Genomic DNA, 15,844 nt, shown 5'->3' on the forward strand with positions numbered 1-15,844 from the left:
AACGTTCAGCCCTTTGGCGGGGCGACCTGTTCGGATGCCTGCTGGGCAGCGGCGGCAATCGCTTCTTTCTTCTGTTCCGGTGTGGCGTCGTCAGGCACATCGACCTTCACACTGCGCGATGCCATGTGGATGCCGTTTTCCTTGAACATCGCCAGAACGCTTTGATAGACGGTTTTGCGGATGGTGAATTGTTCGCCGGGCTTGGAGGTATATTTAAGCCCGATCACCATATTGAATTCTTCCATCCGGCGCACACCCTGCGATTTCAGCGGCTCGATAAAGCTGTCACCGATCAGCGGATCTTCAAGCAGTTCGGCAGAAAGCTTTTTGACCAGTTTCTTGATCTTGTTAACGTCGGTTTCAAAAGGCACACGGAATTCCAGTTTGACGATCACCCAGTCTCGGCTGTGATTCACAATCGATTTGATTTCGCCAAACGGCACGGTTTGCAGGGGGCCGCGATGATGGCGCAACTGCATCGACCGGATCGAGATATTTTCAACCCGCCCGCGCAGATTATCGACTTCGATATACTCGCCAAGCCGGAAGGCATCATCGAGCAGGAAGAAAACCCCGGCGACCACGTCACGCACCAGCGCCTGACTGCCAAAGCCGATGGCAAGGCCGACGACACCTGCACCGGCAATCAGCGGGCCGATATCGACCCCAAGGGCGGACAATGTCACCATCACCACCATGATGACGATGACGGTAAGCGCGAAGTTTTTCAAAAGCGGTAACAGGGTTTCAATTCGCGATAACCCGGTGCTGCCCCCTTCACCGTCACCGTGACCTGCGTCGGCATTGCTTTGGCTGATGCGTTCGTCAAGAAACGCCTTGATCAACGACCAGACCAGATCGGCAATCAGCAGGATCATGATGATCTCGGTCGAGGCATCAAGCGCACGCGCAATGATCCCGGCATCTTCGGCGAGCGCAAGTCGATCAAATCCCCAGATACGCCAGAAACTGGCAAGGACAAGGACAATGGCCAGAAGCCGTACACCGCGTTTCAGGACCGGTGTAAAGACCGGAAGGTCCGGCTGAACCGGTTTGAATTCTTCCTCGGCTTCAATTGCGGCGGCTTCGGCGCGGGCATTGATCGCATCTGCTTCGGCCTCTGCCAGTTTGGATTTCTTGCGGTGCTGGCTTTCGATGATGTTGCGGAAAATCACGTCAAACAGGCAGGCAATGCCAATCGCCAGCAGGCACTTCATGAAACGGTCGGCCGCCAGAATGGTCGCCGCGCCGAGTGCCGCCAGATAGGCGCAGACAATGACCGGCCATAACTGCGCAATTGATACGGGCAGGGCGATCTTTTCAACGTCGTCCGTGACCCGGTGGCTTGCGAAATAGCGCGCCAGTGAAACCGTCGCGAGGCAAAAGGCCATGACACTGATCACCACCGCGATATCAAACAGGATGATGTCGCCATGTACCATTGCCGGTGATTGCCGGAATACTCCGGCCAGCGCAAAGGCAAATAGCGATATGCCGCTGGCGATGGTGATGGTTCGTGTCAGCGTCGATGCGGTTTGCGGATCGACATTGATCATTCGAAGGCCTTCGGCCTGTGGTGCAAACAGGAATTGCAGCACGATCATGACTAGGCGCAGGATGAAGAACGCTGACAGCAAGGACAGCAGCGCGCCTTTCATGATCTGCGGCCAGTCAAAGATCATGAATGTACCGATTGATCCGATGGCAAAGATCGTCAACGACAACAACGACAGGACACAAAGAAGCACCATCTGGCGCAGCCGGTCAACGAAGCGGGTGGGGTGCTGGGATTCAAGATAGCTGCAAAGCGGGGCGGCCGCCCGGCGATACAGGAATTCGACAATCAGTCCGACACCGACAAAAACCACGGTGAACAGCGCAAGGCGCATCAAGCCGCTGCGTCCCATATCGGATGCCAGAAAATCAGCGGTTCGTGCCACTTCGTCGGGAAAGGCTTCGAGCCCGTCAAGCGTATCGGCAATCTGTTCACGGGTGCGGGCAACACCAGCATCCAGGAATTCATAATAGCTGAAAGTTGCTTCTGCGGTTTGGGTTGCATCATTTGCCGGTCCGGTCGTGTCACCTTGCTGTGCTGCCATAGTGGCAAGGGCTGCGGCCTGGGCGTGGGCATCGTTACCCGTGCCGGGCCCAGCGCCGAATGCCCAAAGCAGGGAACCAAGACAGAACAGAATTTTTGTTGTGATGTTCATTTTGCCCCGCCCAACGTCCTGTTCGTAAAAACGAATTCACTTTTGGAAGATGGTACAGCCAAGCAGGGGCATCAAGGAAAAGTTTTACAATGACCATAGGAATGCACGCACAGCTTGAACGAGCAGACAGGCCAAAGCAGGCTATAAAAAAAACGCGCCGGGCATATGCGCGGCGCGTTTCAATCATGGTCTTTGGACAGGATGGAGGCCGTTGCAAACGGACGGTCTCAGGCAGCGACAGCAACGCCCTTGTCTTTCAGATGCTGAGCCAGTTCGCCCGAGGCATACATTTCGCGAACGATATCGCAACCGCCCACAAATTCGCCTTTGACATAAAGCTGCGGAATGGTCGGCCAGTTCGAGAAGTCCTTGATGCCCTGGCGGATTGCCGGGTCGACCAGAACGTTGATGTCCTTGAATGGCGCGCCGAGTTCGGCCAGAACCTGAACGACAGCGGCCGAGAAACCGCATTGCGGGAACATCGACGTGCCCTTCATGAACAGAACGACGTCGTTATCATTGATGTCTTTCTGGATGCGCTCGAAAACCGGGTTGTCGGTCATGTTGGTTGTCCTTGGCTGCATAGGCGGCGATCTCTCTGCCGCGATATTTCGGGTTATGGTTTTATGGCCGAAGATATGGCTGGAAGGGGCGGTTCTGTCAACTCTTGCGGCGTAATTGCCTTGCGGTACGCAGATTGTCCCATGTGAAAATGCCAAGCCCGATCCAGACCAGTGCATAGGTTATCATATGTGCGTCGGTAAAGGTTTCGCCAAGCAGCAAGACTGCAACAAAGAACTGGATGGTCGGGTTCAGATACTGCATCAGGCCAAGGGCGGAAAATTTCATGTTCCGCGCGGCAAAGGCAAACAGCACCAGCGGGATGGTGGTGACAGCACCCAGTGACACCAGCAGGATATCATTGCCGATCCCAAGATTTGTGAAGGCCATATTGCCCGACGCATTCAGCCAGACCAGATAACCAAATGCCATTGGCGACAGCAGCAGACATTCGACAAACAACCCGGCAATCGGATCGGCCGGAACAAATTTGCGGATCACCCCGTAAAAGCCGAACAGCAAGGACAGGCTAAGCGCGATCCAGGGCAGGGAACCAAAAAACACCAGAAGGTTCAGAACACCGGCAAAGCAGATCAGGACCGAGACGATCTGGATGCGATTAAGCTTCTCGCCAAAAAAGATGCGGCCAAGGATCAGCATGATCAGTGGCATGATGTAATAGCCAAGGCTGGCTTCAAGCGCATGCCCGATATGGACCGACCAGATATAGATCACCCAGTTCCCGGCGATCAGCAGGCTGCTGAGGAATAGCAGTCCCATGGTGCGTTTCGACGACAGCAACTCCCACAACCGCGCACGACGTTTCAGGACAAAAACCAGCGTCAATGTCAGGATCGCGGACCACAGAATACGATGGGCGAGAATTTCAAACGGGCTCGCGAAATCGATGATTTTGAAATAGAAGCCCAGAAAGCCCCAGATGACAAAGGCACCAAGCCCGGCCAGCGGTCCGGCACCGATCAGGGCCGGTTTTTGGGATGAAGACATCGTTGTTGAACCATGGTCATTTTGTGGGGCCAAACGGCAGGTGCCCATAGGGGCAGAACGATACTCAATCCGGAAACCGGACCGGGATTCTGATGGTGGTCTGAAACATCAAGAGCGCCGAAAGTCATCCGGCGCCCGCATTACTTTTCTGACGGATTGCGATCATGGTGGCGGTCGCAAACAAGCCTGTTGGCGGCCGATATTATTCCGGCGCAGACGTCTGCAGGGCAAGGGCATGCAGTTCGCCGCCCATTTTTCCCTTGAGTGCGGAATAGATCATCTGGTGCTGCATCACGCGGGTTTTGCCGCGGAAGGACTCGGACACAACGATTGCCGCATAATGATCGCCATCACCGCGCAGGTCCTCGATGCGGACCTGTGCATCGGGAAGGGCTTCCTTGATCATTGTTTCGATTTCGTGGGCTTCCATGGCCATGGCGGGAATTCCTTATAATTGGTCGACCGCATTTTTGCGCATCATTGTGCGCGTTCGGCGATATTTGTTAATTCTGGTATATGTTGTCCCTGTGGGGGCTGTCAATTTCTGCAAGTCGCCTCACAAATACCATTTTGGTCAGCTTTGCTGTCTAGCTTGTCTGCTGGCCCAGCGTGTTGTTAATCAGCGGACGGAAGCCCGATGCAACAATCTTTGGGCCGATTTTGCGCATAAGGGTATTGCGCAACCATACACCGGCCCTGCCGCGGATTTTGGCGAAACCCATGCGTTGCAGGGATTGCTGCTGGACCCAGTGTGCTTCGGGCAGGCGGGCTTTCTGCCAATCGGCGAGGGCTGTTTTGATATCGGATTGCGCGCGAAGGGCATCGGTCAGTGCCAAGCCGTCCTTGATCGACTGGGTTGCGCCCTGCGCCATGGTCGGAAGTGTTCCATGTGCCGCATCCCCGATCAAGATAACGCGCCCCGTAATCCATTTGGGCATGACCATTTGTTGCAGGCGGCTTTCGTGGATGACGGTGTCCGTTCCGATTGTGCCGAGCATATCGCGCACCGGTCCATCAAACCGGGCGAAATGTGCGGCAAGTTCGCCTGCCGGCAAATCGCGTATTCTTTCGCCCGGATCATAGGTGCTGGCATAGATATAAAACCGGTTGCCACCCAACGGCATTACCAGAATAACTTGCCCGTGGCCGATGATGAATTTGGGCGCACTCAGGCCAAACGGATAATCTGTGATCCAGCGCCAGCAGATATAGCCGGTCGGCTGCGGGACATGTTCCGCACCAAAAGCCAGGCGTCGAACGGCTGAATTGATCCCATCCGCACCGATCACAAGGTCAAAGCTGTGGTTTGTACCGTCGGTAAAACTTACCCGTGCCTGATCGGGTTCGTTACTGATGTCGGATACGGAAAGCCCGAAGCGGATTGCCGGACCTGTCAGTTTGGCACACAGGATTTCGTGAAAGTCGCTGCGTGTCACGGCCTGAAATGTCGGCCAGCCGAGTTGTTCGGTTTCAAGCGCAAACAGTTTTCGGTCACGATGATCGAAATATTCCAGCCGTGGAAAGGCACTGGATTTGTCGGCAACATCCTGATCAATGCCAAGGGCCCGAAGGGCCGCCACCGCATTACCGGGCAGGTGCAACCCCGCCCCGGCCGGTTTCCAGCCATCAAGGGTTTCGGCAATCGTAATGTCGTGTCCGTCGCCTTGCAGGGCAATGGCCGCAGACAAACCGGCGATACCGCCGCCGACAATCAGAATATTCATTTTATGCCTGTGATTGGAATGGAGTGATGTCCGTATCAGCCGCCGGTCATGCTCATATGACGACCGACTGCCGGTTTCTGGCCCTTGCGGTCGATGACAAAATCATGCCCCTTGGGTTTCAGCAGCATGGCTTCGTCAAGCAGCCGGTCAAGGGCTTCGGGTTCGCCCGAACGAAGGGCTGCGCGCAGATCGACATGGTCTTCCTGTCCAAGGCACATATAAAGTGTGCCGGTACAGGTCACGCGCACGCGGTTGCAGCCTTCGCAGAAATTATGGGTAAGCGGTGTTATGAAACCAAGACGCCCGCCGGTTTCGGCCACCGTGACATAGCGAGCCGGGCCGGGGGTGACATGGTTGCTAGGCACAAGGGTATATTCCTGTTCCAGCCGTTCACGAACCGCGGTTAGCGGCAGATATTGCTCGGTCCGGTCGCCGTCGATATCGCCAAGCGGCATGGTTTCAATCAGACACAGATCAAATCCTTCGCTGCCACACCAGGCGACAAGACGGGAAATTTCGTCTTCGTTGAAATTGCGCAATGCGACAGTATTGATCTTGATTTTAAGACCGGCCTGTTTGGCGGCTTCAAGGCCGCTTAGCACCTGCTCAAGGCGACCGCGGCGGGTAATTTCGGCGAATTTCTGATGATCAAGACTATCAAGCGAGATGTTGAGGCGCTTGACGCCAAGACGCGCCAGATCATCGGCATAGGTTGCAAGCTGGCTGCCATTCGTCGTCATGGTCAGTTCGTCAAGCGCACCGGATCTAAGATGGCGCGACAAATCCCTGATCAAATCCATGATGCCACGACGCACCAGTGGCTCGCCCCCGGTCAGGCGCAATTTGCGGACACCGCGCGCGATGAAGGCCGAACAGAGCTGATCAAGTTCTTCCAGTGTCAGGACTTCGGATTTTGGCAGAAAGATCATGCTTTCAGCCATGCAATAGGTGCAGCGGAAGTCACAACGGTCCGTCACCGATACCCGAAGGTAGGATACATGACGGCCATATTTGTCGATCAGCGGTCTGGTCATGGCGATGGCGCTTGTTTCTGTTTTACGGGTCCGGAAACGCTATGTAGTGCGCAAGTTCGACTTTTGCACAAGGGGGATCGATTTGGCCACCCCGATTTGCGATGAAACCATCACCTTTCCGTCAGATGGCACATGAAAAACCGCGAGGAATGAATATCCGTCGCGGTTTTTTGTGATCGGTGAATGCCCGATTGCCTATTTCCAGTTATCGGCTTCGCGAATATGCAGGGCCGCGATATCGCGATCAAGAGCTGCCATGACATTGCGCAGGGTTTCGACATTCTCGCTGCCAAGTCTTGCCACCAGTTCAGCCGAACGTTCGGGTTTGGAAAGGGCGGCCCGAACGTCGCGGAACAGGGCGCGGAGCAGGCGCACGCAATGTTCCTCGGTAAAGGTCCAGGCCTGATCACCGTGAGGCAGATTGTCATTGACCAGCTGCACCATCCACTGTTTGCGGCGGTCATAATCCTTGAAATGCAGTGCCATGCGGGCAAAGACAAGGTTAAGCTGATTGGCGACCTGCGGTTCCTCGGCCAGATGATCCCAATAATCGGTCGGATCGCGCAATTCGTCATCCTCGTCGGCGTGCTGCACGATGATGGCATGAATTTCGCCGTCGATTTCCTGAAGCATGTCCATCCCGACCATCATGCGGATGACCTTGAAGAAGGGCTGCAGTATTTCACGCGACAATGCACCATGCTCAAGATCGCCGGCTTCACGTCCTTCAAGCAGATGGGCAAAGCGGCTGACCATCAGGCGGCCAAGCGGATCATGACGCACGGCGGCATTTTGACGGGCCTTGACGGTATCGACGTCGGTTTCAAGCGTCATCCATGCACCGTCAAACAGGTTTTCCTGCCCGCGTAACGTATCAAGGGCAGCAAGAATTTTGTCCGGGCTGATTGTTCCGCCATGCGCTCTCGCATATTCGACAAGACCTGTGGAAAACTGTTCGAGTACAGCAAAAGCGGCAGCATGGTGACGCTGTTTGAAACTGTCCCGTGGTGGTTTGTTGACTGCAATCATGGACCCGTTCCGACCTCGTTATCTTTTTGTGCGCGGCTAACCGGCATGTTTGCAGGCAACCGGATGCGTGAGACCTTGCGTATCAAATGTCAATCAGTACGCCAAAATGCTTAACATTTCCATTTCAGCAAGTTTCGTGCCATCGCTGCAGCATCACACCCCGGATTTGTGTTGTCAGGCAATGGCCTGCAGACTGGCGCCGGTTTGCTGGGCTCTATTCGTAACCGGCTGCCGCCTCGACGATTTCAAGAACGACATGGCGGGGGCGGATGATCTGGCGGCCGGCTTCTTCGAAATTGATGGCAATCCGGTCACCGTCGACAGCCTGAATACGTCCAAGACCCCAATCGGGCTGGCCGGGATGGCGAACAATGGTGCCAGGTGTCAGCAGAAAATCCATAACCGAACTCTTTTGTCTGGTGTCGTTGCCGATATATAGTCAGGCAATAGGCTGCCCACAAACTTTGCGCAATGGCAACCGTCACATCCAGAGCCGGATTATTGCCGGTCATTGGCCGATGGGCAAATATTGCCGCACTTTAAAAGGCCGCATAAAGTCGGGCAACTAAAGAAGGTTTTAACACATCTGCCTGCAATCTGGATCCGGTTCGCCGTTCCGGTCTTGGTCATTGTCCCGATTGACAAGGCAGGGGATGCGGACTTCGCCTTGCTTTGGGGAAGCAGGCGACCTGTTGACCCGTCACCTTGGAGATACCCGTTACATGGAACAGGACAGAGCGGTGGAACTGATCCTGATCGAGCTGATCAGCTCGCGCATTTGCCACGATTTGGTCGGGCCGGTGGGGGCGGTCAATGCCGGTGCCGAACTGATGGGGGAAGCCGGTGTCACCGATGACGAGGCGCTTGCCCTGATGCGCAAAAGCGGCCTTGAAGCCGCGCGTCGCTTGCAACTTTTCCGGCTGGCATTTGGGCGCGCTGGCAACAGTGTCGATACAAAATCGATGCGCGATGCGCTTGCCCAGAGTTTCGAGGCCGAGGGCAAGGTTTCCCTGCAATGGGATGATGTTGGAATTGATCCAGCGCATGGAAGGCTTGTACTTAATATGGTGATGCTGGCCCGCGAGGCTCTGCCGTTTGGCGGGGACATTGCGGTTGTCTGCGAATCCGGGGGCAAAATTTCGGTCAATGCATCGGGAAAACGGGCGGCATTTCGTCCCGATGTTGAAAATGTTATGAAAAACGAGGTGCCGCCCGAAGAGCTTGATCCGCGTACTGTGCATGGCTTTTTCCTGCGAAATCTGGCTTGTCGTGCCGGGGGAACGCTTTCGGTCTTGCAAGACGACGGAAATATTGCATTGATCTATGTATAAAAAAAAGACCTGCTGGTCTGGTAATGCCATGTGCTAGGTTCTACGTAAGTAACGGATTGAACGTGTGTTTCGCGCACGGGTCGTGGGGATGGATGTTCCTGTTCCGGCAAGCATTTGATTGCCGGAGATGTGGAGGGGATTTATGGACGATCTTTTAAGTGAATTTCTGACAGAGACTTCGGAAAGCCTTTCTACGCTTGACGTCGAACTGGTGAAACTGGAGCAAAATCCGAATGATCCGGACATTCTGTCGAATATTTTCCGTCTGGTGCATACCATCAAGGGGACTTGCGGGTTTCTTGGGTTGCCGCGACTGGAAGCAGTTGCGCATGCCGGTGAAAACGTGCTCGGCAAAATTCGCGACGGGGAACTGGTCGTAACACCGGACGCGGTGACGCTGGTTCTCGAATCCATCGACACGATCAAATATCTGCTGAGCGAGCTTGAGCAGAACGAAACCGAACCGGATGGCAACGACGCCGATCTGATTGCGCGCCTGAACCATTTTGCCGATACCGGCACGATCATGGGTGGTGCTGCGGCACCGGCTGCTGCGTCGGTCGAGGAAGAAGCTGCCGAAGACATCCCGATGACCGACGACGAACGGCTTCAGGCCATTTTCGATGCGACCGAAGTCGATCCGGACATTCAGGAGCCCGAGCCTGAACCAGAGAAACCTGCACCGGCTGCGGCTCCGCCGGCAGCGGCAAAGTCGCAGGCCGTTACCCAATCCAAAGCCGCCGCCGAAGAACAGGCCCCGCGCGGCGAGGCCAAGGAAAGCTCTGTTGCGGCCCAGACGATCCGTGTGAACGTCGAATTGCTTGAAAACCTGATGACGCTGGTTTCCGAGCTTGTCCTGACCCGTAACCAGCTTTTGCAGATGGTTCGCGGCAAGGATGACAGCGAATTTACCGTTCCGTTGCAGCGCCTTTCGCACATCACGACCGACCTTCAGGAAGGTGTGATGAAGACCCGTATGCAGCCGATCGGCAACGCTTGGGCGAAACTGCCGCGTATCGTTCGTGACCTTGCGCTCGAGATGAACAAGAAAATCGATCTGCAGATGATCGGTGCCGATACGGAACTTGACCGTCAGGTGCTTGAACTGATCAAGGACCCGTTGACCCATATGGTTCGTAACTCTGCCGACCATGGACTGGAAGATATTCCGGGCCGTCGTGAAGTTGGCAAGCCCGAAACCGGTACGGTCACGCTGAACGCCTATCACGAAGGCGGTCACATCATCATCGAGATTTCCGATGACGGCCGGGGCCTCAATATCGAACGGATCAAGGCAAAGGCGATTGCCAACGGTCTTGCCACCGAAAGCGATCTTGACGGCATGGCGGACTCGCAAATCCACCAGTTCATCTTCAAGGCCGGTTTCTCGACCGCCGAAAAGGTAACGTCGGTTTCGGGGCGTGGTGTCGGCATGGACGTGGTCCGTACCAACATCGAAAAAATCGGTGGTACGGTTGAACTGAAATCGGTCGAAGGCCGTGGTTCGACCTTTATCATCAAAATTCCGCTGACCCTTGCCATCGTTTCGGCCCTGATCGTCGAAAGCGGCGGCGAACGTTTCGCCATTCCACAGATCAGCGTTCTGGAACTGGTTCGCGCATCAAGCAATTCCGATCATTCAATCGAACGCATTCATGACACGCCGGTCCTGCGCCTGCGCAACCGTCTGCTGCCGCTTGTCACACTCAAGAAAATCCTTGGTCTTGATGACGGTGAAACGACGGTGGATGATGTCGATGAAGAAGCTTTCATCGTTGTTACCCAGGTCGGGACCTATTCATTTGGTATCATCGTTGACCGTGTGTTCGACACCGAGGAAATCGTGGTCAAGCCGGTCGCCCCGATCCTGCGTGACCTGTCGCTGTTCTCGGGCAACACGATCCTTGGCGACGGCAGCGTGATCATGATCCTCGATCCGAACGGTATTGCCACCCGGACCGGCGAAATCACTGTTGGCGGTTCGCAGGGCGTCGAAAGCAAGGCTCGCTCCGATACCGGCGACCGCGAAACGACTTCCATGCTGGTTTTCCGGGCCGGTGGGGCAGAAATTCGTGCGGTACCGCTGGCACTGGTTGCCCGTCTCGAAGAAATCGATGTCGAGAATATCGAATATTCAAACGGTCGTCCGCTGGTTCAGTATCGCGGCAAACTGATGCCGCTGGTGTTCATCGACGGTTCCTATCAGATGAAGGCCGAAGGCCGCCAGCCTACCTTGGTGTTCCAGGATCGTGAACGGACAATGGGCCTTGTGGTTGACGAGATCGTCGATATTGTCGATGACGTGCTGAACGTCGAACTGACAGCCGATCAGGATGGTCTGGTCGGATCTGCGGTGATTGACGGCAAGGCAACCGACTTGATTGATGCGGGTTACTATCTTGAACTGGCGTTTTCCGACTGGTTCGGTCACGAAGATACCGGTGGCGAGAAGAAGCGTGTGCTTCTGATCGATGACAGCCCGTTTTTCCGCAACCTGCTGACGCCGATGCTGTCTGTATCGGGTTTCCGGGTCGTCGCGGTCGAAAATGCCGAACAGGCGCTTGATCTTAAGACCCGTGGCGAACTGTTCGATGCGATCATCAGCGATATCGAAATGCCGGGCATGAATGGCTTCGAATTTGCCGAAAGCCTGCAAAATGATGCAGAATGGGGTAATACCCCGATCATCGCATTGTCCTCGCACACCAGCGAGGAAGATTTCGAACGGGGTAGACAGGTCGGCTTTAGCGATTATGTCGCGAAATTCGACCGGGACGCGCTGGTATCGACACTGATCCAGACGCTGAGCGCAGTTTAATCGGGGAAAAGTCCAATGAGCGATAAAAAGGCACTCGTCCCGAGCAAAGAACAGGGCACCGCCCTTGATCTTGGCGGCGCGACGAAGGATTTCGTTACCGCCTATATCGGCAAGCAATTGTTCGGTATTCCGGTTCTGACGGTTCAGGATGTTCTTGGACCGCAACGCATCACGCGTATTCCGCTGGCCCCGCCTGAAGTTGCGGGGTCGCTGAACCTGCGCGGTCGTATTGTGACGGCGATTGATGTTCGTAAACGTCTTGGTCTTCGCGAACGCGAAGATACCGAGCCTGGCATGAGCATCGTGGTCGATCAGGGCGGCGAACTTTACAGCCTGATGGTCGACCAGGTTGGAGAGGTTCTGAGCGTCCCGCAGAAAGCGTTCGAGCAGAATCCGGCGACTCTTGATCCGCGCTGGCGCGAATTTTCCGATGGCATTTTCCGTCTCGACAAGAAGCTTCTTGTCATTCTGGATGTTACCCGTCTGCTTGATTTTACCGCTTCGGTAAAACAGGCGGGCTAGGTATGATAGTATGTATCGGATGCAAAATGCATCCGATACAATGCCGTTATTGGCTTAACGACCTAATTTGCGAGAAGGAAGTCGATGAAGAGCTGTCTCGTCGTCGATGATTCGAAAGTCATCAGAATGGTGGCGCGCCGTATCCTGGAAGAAATGGGATTTGCGGTTATTGAGGCCGTGGACGGGCAGGAGGCAATTGACCGTTGCCACGAAGCCATGCCAGATGCCGTGTTGCTTGACTGGAACATGCCGGTCAAAAGCGGGATCGATTTCCTGCGGGAATTGCGGGCGGCCCCTGGTGGGGATGAACCTGTTGTCGTGTTCTGCACCACCGAAAACGATCTCGAGCACATCCAGGAAGCCATCATGGCCGGTGCGAACGAATATATTATGAAACCGTTCGACAGCGAGATCATCCAGGCAAAATTCGAGCAGGTCGGTCTGATTTAAGGTTCCTGTCAGCATCGCTGTGCATTTGCCTTGGTTTTGGTCCGGTTGCGCTAACGGGAATGTCGGTACGTGGAAGACACGCCAATCCATCCACCCTACAAGGTCCTGATTGTCGACGATTCTGCGATTGTGCGCGGCCTTGTAACCCGCATGTTGCAGGAAGACGACGATATCGAAGTTGTCGGCTCCGTCGCCAATGGCGAGGATGCTCTTGTTGTCATGCGCAAGGAAATCGGTATCGAGGCGGTGGTTCTGGATATCGAAATGCCCGTCATGGATGGTCTGACGGCGTTGCCCAAGCTGCTTGAGATCGATCCGACAGTCCGCGTGATCATGGCATCCACCCTGACCAAGCGAAATGCCGATATCAGTTTTCAGGCCATGACGCTGGGGGCGGTCGACTATATTCCCAAACCGTCTTCGGCCAAGGACCTTAATGTTGGCGAAGGCTTCCGTGCCGAATTGCTCGACAAGGTCAAGGCATGGGCCGAACAGCGGCGCAAGATGCTTGGCTCCGAGCAAGTGCGTTACGAAGAAATGCATGCCGAACCGGCACCGGTTTCCGAAACGTCCGCGACATCCCCCGAAACCGCTGCTACGCAGACGCCGGATCAGATCCCGGATGGCGATGATCATGTGGACGGGAAGCAGACGGGGAATGGTGATGCCACGGCCCCGTTCCGTGCCGAGCTGTCTGCTGAACATCAAACATTGCACAAGCCGGGGCGGGTTCAACGCAAACGGTTTACCGCCGAACTGCGTCCGCGTCCGATGAACCAGCCCGGTCGTCATGGGCCGATGTCGACCCGCCCGATGCCACAGCCGCAACATCAGCAACCGCAACCGCAACCGAGCCCTGCCAACACAGGCGAGGGCAAGGTGGCTGATGCGACAACATTGTCCCGCCTTAGCGGTGCCTCTGCGCCCGCGACACAGCCACGCGATCCGGGCCGTCTGATCCGCGAGGCCGCAATTGCCGCAGGCGATGCCAAGGCGGCAGGTGTTGGTGTCAAACCTTCCATCCATCCGGCAGGTGGTGCAGTAACCGCACGAACTGTACCGGTTAAACCGGCACCGCAACGCACGGCGCCTGCCGCACGCAGTCCGGCAGGCGCACCCGTTGCGCGTGCCAAGTCCCCGGCGGGTGCGGCACCTGCGCCGGTAAAGCGCGCCCTTATGACCGGGCAGATCAACCTGCTTCCGGAAAAACGCATCAATGTCGAGGCGATCGCGATCGGCAGTTCGACCGGTGGTCCGCAGGCTTTATTCGAAGTTCTGCGCGGGCTTGCCGGTGTACGGCAGCCAATTTTCATTACCCAGCATATGCCTGCGACCTTTACCACGATCCTTGCTGAACACATCACGCGCCTGACCGGGCTTAAATGCCAGGAAGGTCAGACCGGCATGCCAATTCAGGGCGGGCAGGTTTACCTTGCGCCCGGCGATTACCACATGGTGATAGAGGGCCGCGGAAATAGCAGGAAAATCGTCTTGAATCAGAATCCTCCAGAAAATTTCTGTCGTCCTTCGGTCGATCCGATGCTGCGCAGCCTTGTTGAAAGCTATGGTGGTAATATACTGACGGCTATCCTTACAGGGATGGGGCAGGATGGTATGCTCGGTGGGCGTGCTGTCGTGGGGGCCGGGGGAATGGTTGTTGCACAGGACGAACAGACAAGCGTTGTGTGGGGAATGCCCGGTGCCGCAGCACATGCGGGCATCTGTTCGGCTGTTCTTCCGGTGGGCGGTATCGCGGCCTATATCAAAAAATTTGCAGGAGGTCGTTAAGCCGAGATGATGAGGCCGGAAGACTTCGATTTCGTCAGCAGACTGATAAAGTCTAAATCCGGGCTCGTTCTGAGCCAGGACAAGACGTATCTGCTCGAAAGCCGGCTGATGCCGATTGCGCGCAAGCGCGGGCTTAAGGACCTGACCGAACTTATCGCAGCACTGCGCGGTGGTGACCGTGTGCTTGTCGAGGAAGTCGTCGATGCGATGACGACCAATGAAAGCTTCTTCTTCCGCGATACCAAACCGTTTGACCAGTTCCGACATGTCGTTTTGCCGCACATGATCAAGGAACGTGCATCCAAACGCCATCTCCGGATCTGGTGCGCAGCCGCGTCTTCGGGGCAGGAACCCTATTCGCTGGCGATGATCCTTGATGATTTCAAAAGCCAGCTTTCCGGTTGGCGGGTCGAAATTATCGGTACCGACATTTCGCGTGAAATCCTGACCAAGGCGCGCGCGGGACTTTATTCCCAGTTCGAAGTCCAAAGGGGGCTTCCGATCCAGCTTCTGGTGAAATATTTCCAGAAGAAGGAAGACCAGTGGCAAATCTCGCAGGAAATCCGGTCGAAGGTTCAGTACAAAGAATTCAACCTGCTGGAAGATTTCAGGCCGTTGGGGCAGTTCGATATCGTCTATTGCCGTAACGTGCTGATCTATTTCGACCAGCCGACCAAAACAGATGTGCTGTCACGTATATCGGCATTGATGCCCGATGATGGTTTCTTGTTCCTGGGTGGGGCGGAAACGGTTTTGGGAATTTCCGACAAGTTCAAACCGCTGGCACGCCAGCGTGGTATCTATCAGCTGAACCGTCCGGGGGCACCGGATGTTGATGTTAGCGCGCTCGAGAAAATTCAGGCTGGTTCCGGTACTGGTACTACGGCTGGGCTTGCTACTGGTACCGCGGCTGACGGCTTCGCTTTCCCGAAACCGAAACACATGCAAAATGCCGCCGGCGGCGCGACTACTGGTGCCACAACCACGCCCGCGCGTCCGGGACTTTCAAGCGGCACGACAACCCGTCCGGCGACCACGAATACAGGTTCGGCGGGAACGGCAGCACGCCCGGGTACAACCGGTGCGACAGGCAGCACATATAGCCGTCCTTCAACTGTTGGAATGGGCAGCACCGGCACAGCAGGCTCTACTGGCACGGCAGCAGGTTCGACCTATCGGCGTCCGGTGGGGACCGGGGCAACCGGCACCACAACGCCGCCTGCGCGACCATCGGGCGGTGCGGGCACTGGCAGCACCGGAACCGGGACAACGCGCCCGTCAACCACGTTTGATCGTTCGCGTTTCAGCAAGCCCGAAGACAAGAAATAGAAACCCGCTCGTTCGTTGCACGCAATCAGCGTGATTAAAA

The 15,844-nt window shown here is 55.8% G+C and carries 14 protein-coding genes; 6 read left to right on the top strand and 8 right to left on the bottom strand.

Annotated elements, in window-relative coordinates:
- Nucleotides 1–5 precede the first annotated feature (5 nt).
- From LG297_RS03665 to LG297_RS03700, 8 genes are all read right to left on the bottom strand, one after another.
- Complete coding sequence (locus tag LG297_RS03665; protein ID WP_404425241.1) at nucleotides 6–2,210, bottom strand: mechanosensitive ion channel family protein; 2,205 nt, start codon at nucleotides 2,208–2,210, stop codon at nucleotides 6–8.
- A gap of 227 nt (nucleotides 2,211–2,437) precedes the next feature.
- Nucleotides 2,438–2,773, bottom strand: a complete 336-nt coding sequence (grxD, locus tag LG297_RS03670; RefSeq protein ID WP_404425243.1) for a Grx4 family monothiol glutaredoxin — start codon at nucleotides 2,771–2,773, stop codon at nucleotides 2,438–2,440.
- Nucleotides 2,774–2,870: 97 nt separating this feature from the next.
- The gene (gene rarD, locus LG297_RS03675) at nucleotides 2,871–3,779 is read right to left on the bottom strand and encodes an EamA family transporter RarD (RefSeq protein ID WP_404425245.1); all 909 of its coding nucleotides are present in this window, start codon (nucleotides 3,777–3,779) and stop codon (nucleotides 2,871–2,873) included.
- A 202-nt stretch (nucleotides 3,780–3,981) separates the two neighbouring features.
- Entirely contained in the window at nucleotides 3,982–4,215 is a 234-nt protein-coding gene (locus LG297_RS03680) for a BolA family protein (protein WP_062952934.1), read from the bottom strand.
- Nucleotides 4,216–4,366: 151 nt separating this feature from the next.
- Nucleotides 4,367–5,503, bottom strand: coding sequence for an FAD-dependent monooxygenase (locus tag LG297_RS03685; protein WP_404425247.1), 1,137 nt, complete (start codon nucleotides 5,501–5,503; stop codon nucleotides 4,367–4,369).
- Between the two features lie 35 nt (nucleotides 5,504–5,538).
- Nucleotides 5,539–6,537: a GTP 3',8-cyclase MoaA gene (moaA, locus tag LG297_RS03690; RefSeq protein WP_404425249.1), complete on the bottom strand. Its 999-nt coding sequence runs from the start codon at nucleotides 6,535–6,537 to the stop codon at nucleotides 5,539–5,541.
- 195 nt (nucleotides 6,538–6,732) lie between these two features.
- Nucleotides 6,733–7,566 (bottom strand): hypothetical protein, encoded by an 834-nt coding sequence (locus LG297_RS03695; RefSeq protein WP_404425251.1) that lies wholly within the window; start codon nucleotides 7,564–7,566, stop codon nucleotides 6,733–6,735.
- Nucleotides 7,567–7,780: 214 nt separating this feature from the next.
- Nucleotides 7,781–7,966 (bottom strand): DUF3553 domain-containing protein, encoded by a 186-nt coding sequence (locus tag LG297_RS03700; RefSeq protein ID WP_404425253.1) that lies wholly within the window; start codon nucleotides 7,964–7,966, stop codon nucleotides 7,781–7,783.
- A gap of 322 nt (nucleotides 7,967–8,288) precedes the next feature.
- On the opposite strand from LG297_RS03700, the gene LG297_RS03705 reads away from it, so the two are divergent.
- From LG297_RS03705 to LG297_RS03730, 6 genes are all read left to right on the top strand, one after another.
- On the top strand, nucleotides 8,289–8,897 hold the full coding sequence (locus LG297_RS03705; RefSeq protein ID WP_404425255.1) for a histidine phosphotransferase family protein: 609 nt from the start codon (nucleotides 8,289–8,291) through the stop codon (nucleotides 8,895–8,897).
- Between the two features lie 142 nt (nucleotides 8,898–9,039).
- The gene (locus tag LG297_RS03710) at nucleotides 9,040–11,715 is read left to right on the top strand and encodes a chemotaxis protein CheW (protein ID WP_404425257.1); all 2,676 of its coding nucleotides are present in this window, start codon (nucleotides 9,040–9,042) and stop codon (nucleotides 11,713–11,715) included.
- A gap of 15 nt (nucleotides 11,716–11,730) precedes the next feature.
- Nucleotides 11,731–12,237 carry a chemotaxis protein CheW gene (locus LG297_RS03715; RefSeq protein ID WP_404425259.1) on the top strand — a complete coding sequence of 169 codons (507 nt, stop codon included), beginning with the start codon at nucleotides 11,731–11,733 and terminating at the stop codon, nucleotides 12,235–12,237.
- Nucleotides 12,238–12,321: 84 nt separating this feature from the next.
- Nucleotides 12,322–12,687 carry a PleD family two-component system response regulator gene (locus LG297_RS03720; protein WP_404425261.1) on the top strand — a complete coding sequence of 122 codons (366 nt, stop codon included), beginning with the start codon at nucleotides 12,322–12,324 and terminating at the stop codon, nucleotides 12,685–12,687.
- Between the two features lie 69 nt (nucleotides 12,688–12,756).
- The gene (locus LG297_RS03725; RefSeq protein WP_404425263.1) at nucleotides 12,757–14,475 is read left to right on the top strand and encodes a chemotaxis protein CheB; all 1,719 of its coding nucleotides are present in this window, start codon (nucleotides 12,757–12,759) and stop codon (nucleotides 14,473–14,475) included.
- A 6-nt stretch (nucleotides 14,476–14,481) separates the two neighbouring features.
- Entirely contained in the window at nucleotides 14,482–15,804 is a 1,323-nt protein-coding gene (locus LG297_RS03730) for a CheR family methyltransferase (RefSeq protein WP_404425265.1), read from the top strand.
- Nucleotides 15,805–15,844: the final 40 nt, after the last annotated feature.

The organism is Thalassospira australica, from assembly GCF_044790785.1.
Taxonomy (GTDB): Bacteria; Pseudomonadota; Alphaproteobacteria; order Rhodospirillales; family Thalassospiraceae; genus Thalassospira; species Thalassospira australica_A.

Excerpts from the sequence above, each read along its gene's own strand:
- LG297_RS03665 (WP_404425241.1), bottom strand. The coding sequence starts at position 2,210 with ATGAACATCACAACAAAAATTCTGTTCTGTCTTGGTTCCCTGCTTTGG.
- grxD (WP_404425243.1), bottom strand. The coding sequence starts at position 2,773 with ATGACCGACAACCCGGTTTTCGAGCGCATCCAGAAAGACATCAATGAT.
- rarD (WP_404425245.1), bottom strand. The coding sequence starts at position 3,779 with ATGTCTTCATCCCAAAAACCGGCCCTGATCGGTGCCGGACCGCTGGCC.
- LG297_RS03680 (WP_062952934.1), bottom strand. The coding sequence starts at position 4,215 with ATGGCCATGGAAGCCCACGAAATCGAAACAATGATCAAGGAAGCCCTT.
- LG297_RS03685 (WP_404425247.1), bottom strand. The coding sequence starts at position 5,503 with ATGAATATTCTGATTGTCGGCGGCGGTATCGCCGGTTTGTCTGCGGCC.
- moaA (WP_404425249.1), bottom strand. The coding sequence starts at position 6,537 with ATGACCAGACCGCTGATCGACAAATATGGCCGTCATGTATCCTACCTT.
- LG297_RS03695 (WP_404425251.1), bottom strand. The coding sequence starts at position 7,566 with ATGATTGCAGTCAACAAACCACCACGGGACAGTTTCAAACAGCGTCAC.
- LG297_RS03700 (WP_404425253.1), bottom strand. The coding sequence starts at position 7,966 with ATGGATTTTCTGCTGACACCTGGCACCATTGTTCGCCATCCCGGCCAG.
- LG297_RS03705 (WP_404425255.1), top strand. The coding sequence starts at position 8,289 with ATGGAACAGGACAGAGCGGTGGAACTGATCCTGATCGAGCTGATCAGC.
- LG297_RS03710 (WP_404425257.1), top strand. The coding sequence starts at position 9,040 with ATGGACGATCTTTTAAGTGAATTTCTGACAGAGACTTCGGAAAGCCTT.
- LG297_RS03715 (WP_404425259.1), top strand. The coding sequence starts at position 11,731 with ATGAGCGATAAAAAGGCACTCGTCCCGAGCAAAGAACAGGGCACCGCC.
- LG297_RS03720 (WP_404425261.1), top strand. The coding sequence starts at position 12,322 with ATGAAGAGCTGTCTCGTCGTCGATGATTCGAAAGTCATCAGAATGGTG.
- LG297_RS03730 (WP_404425265.1), top strand. The coding sequence starts at position 14,482 with ATGATGAGGCCGGAAGACTTCGATTTCGTCAGCAGACTGATAAAGTCT.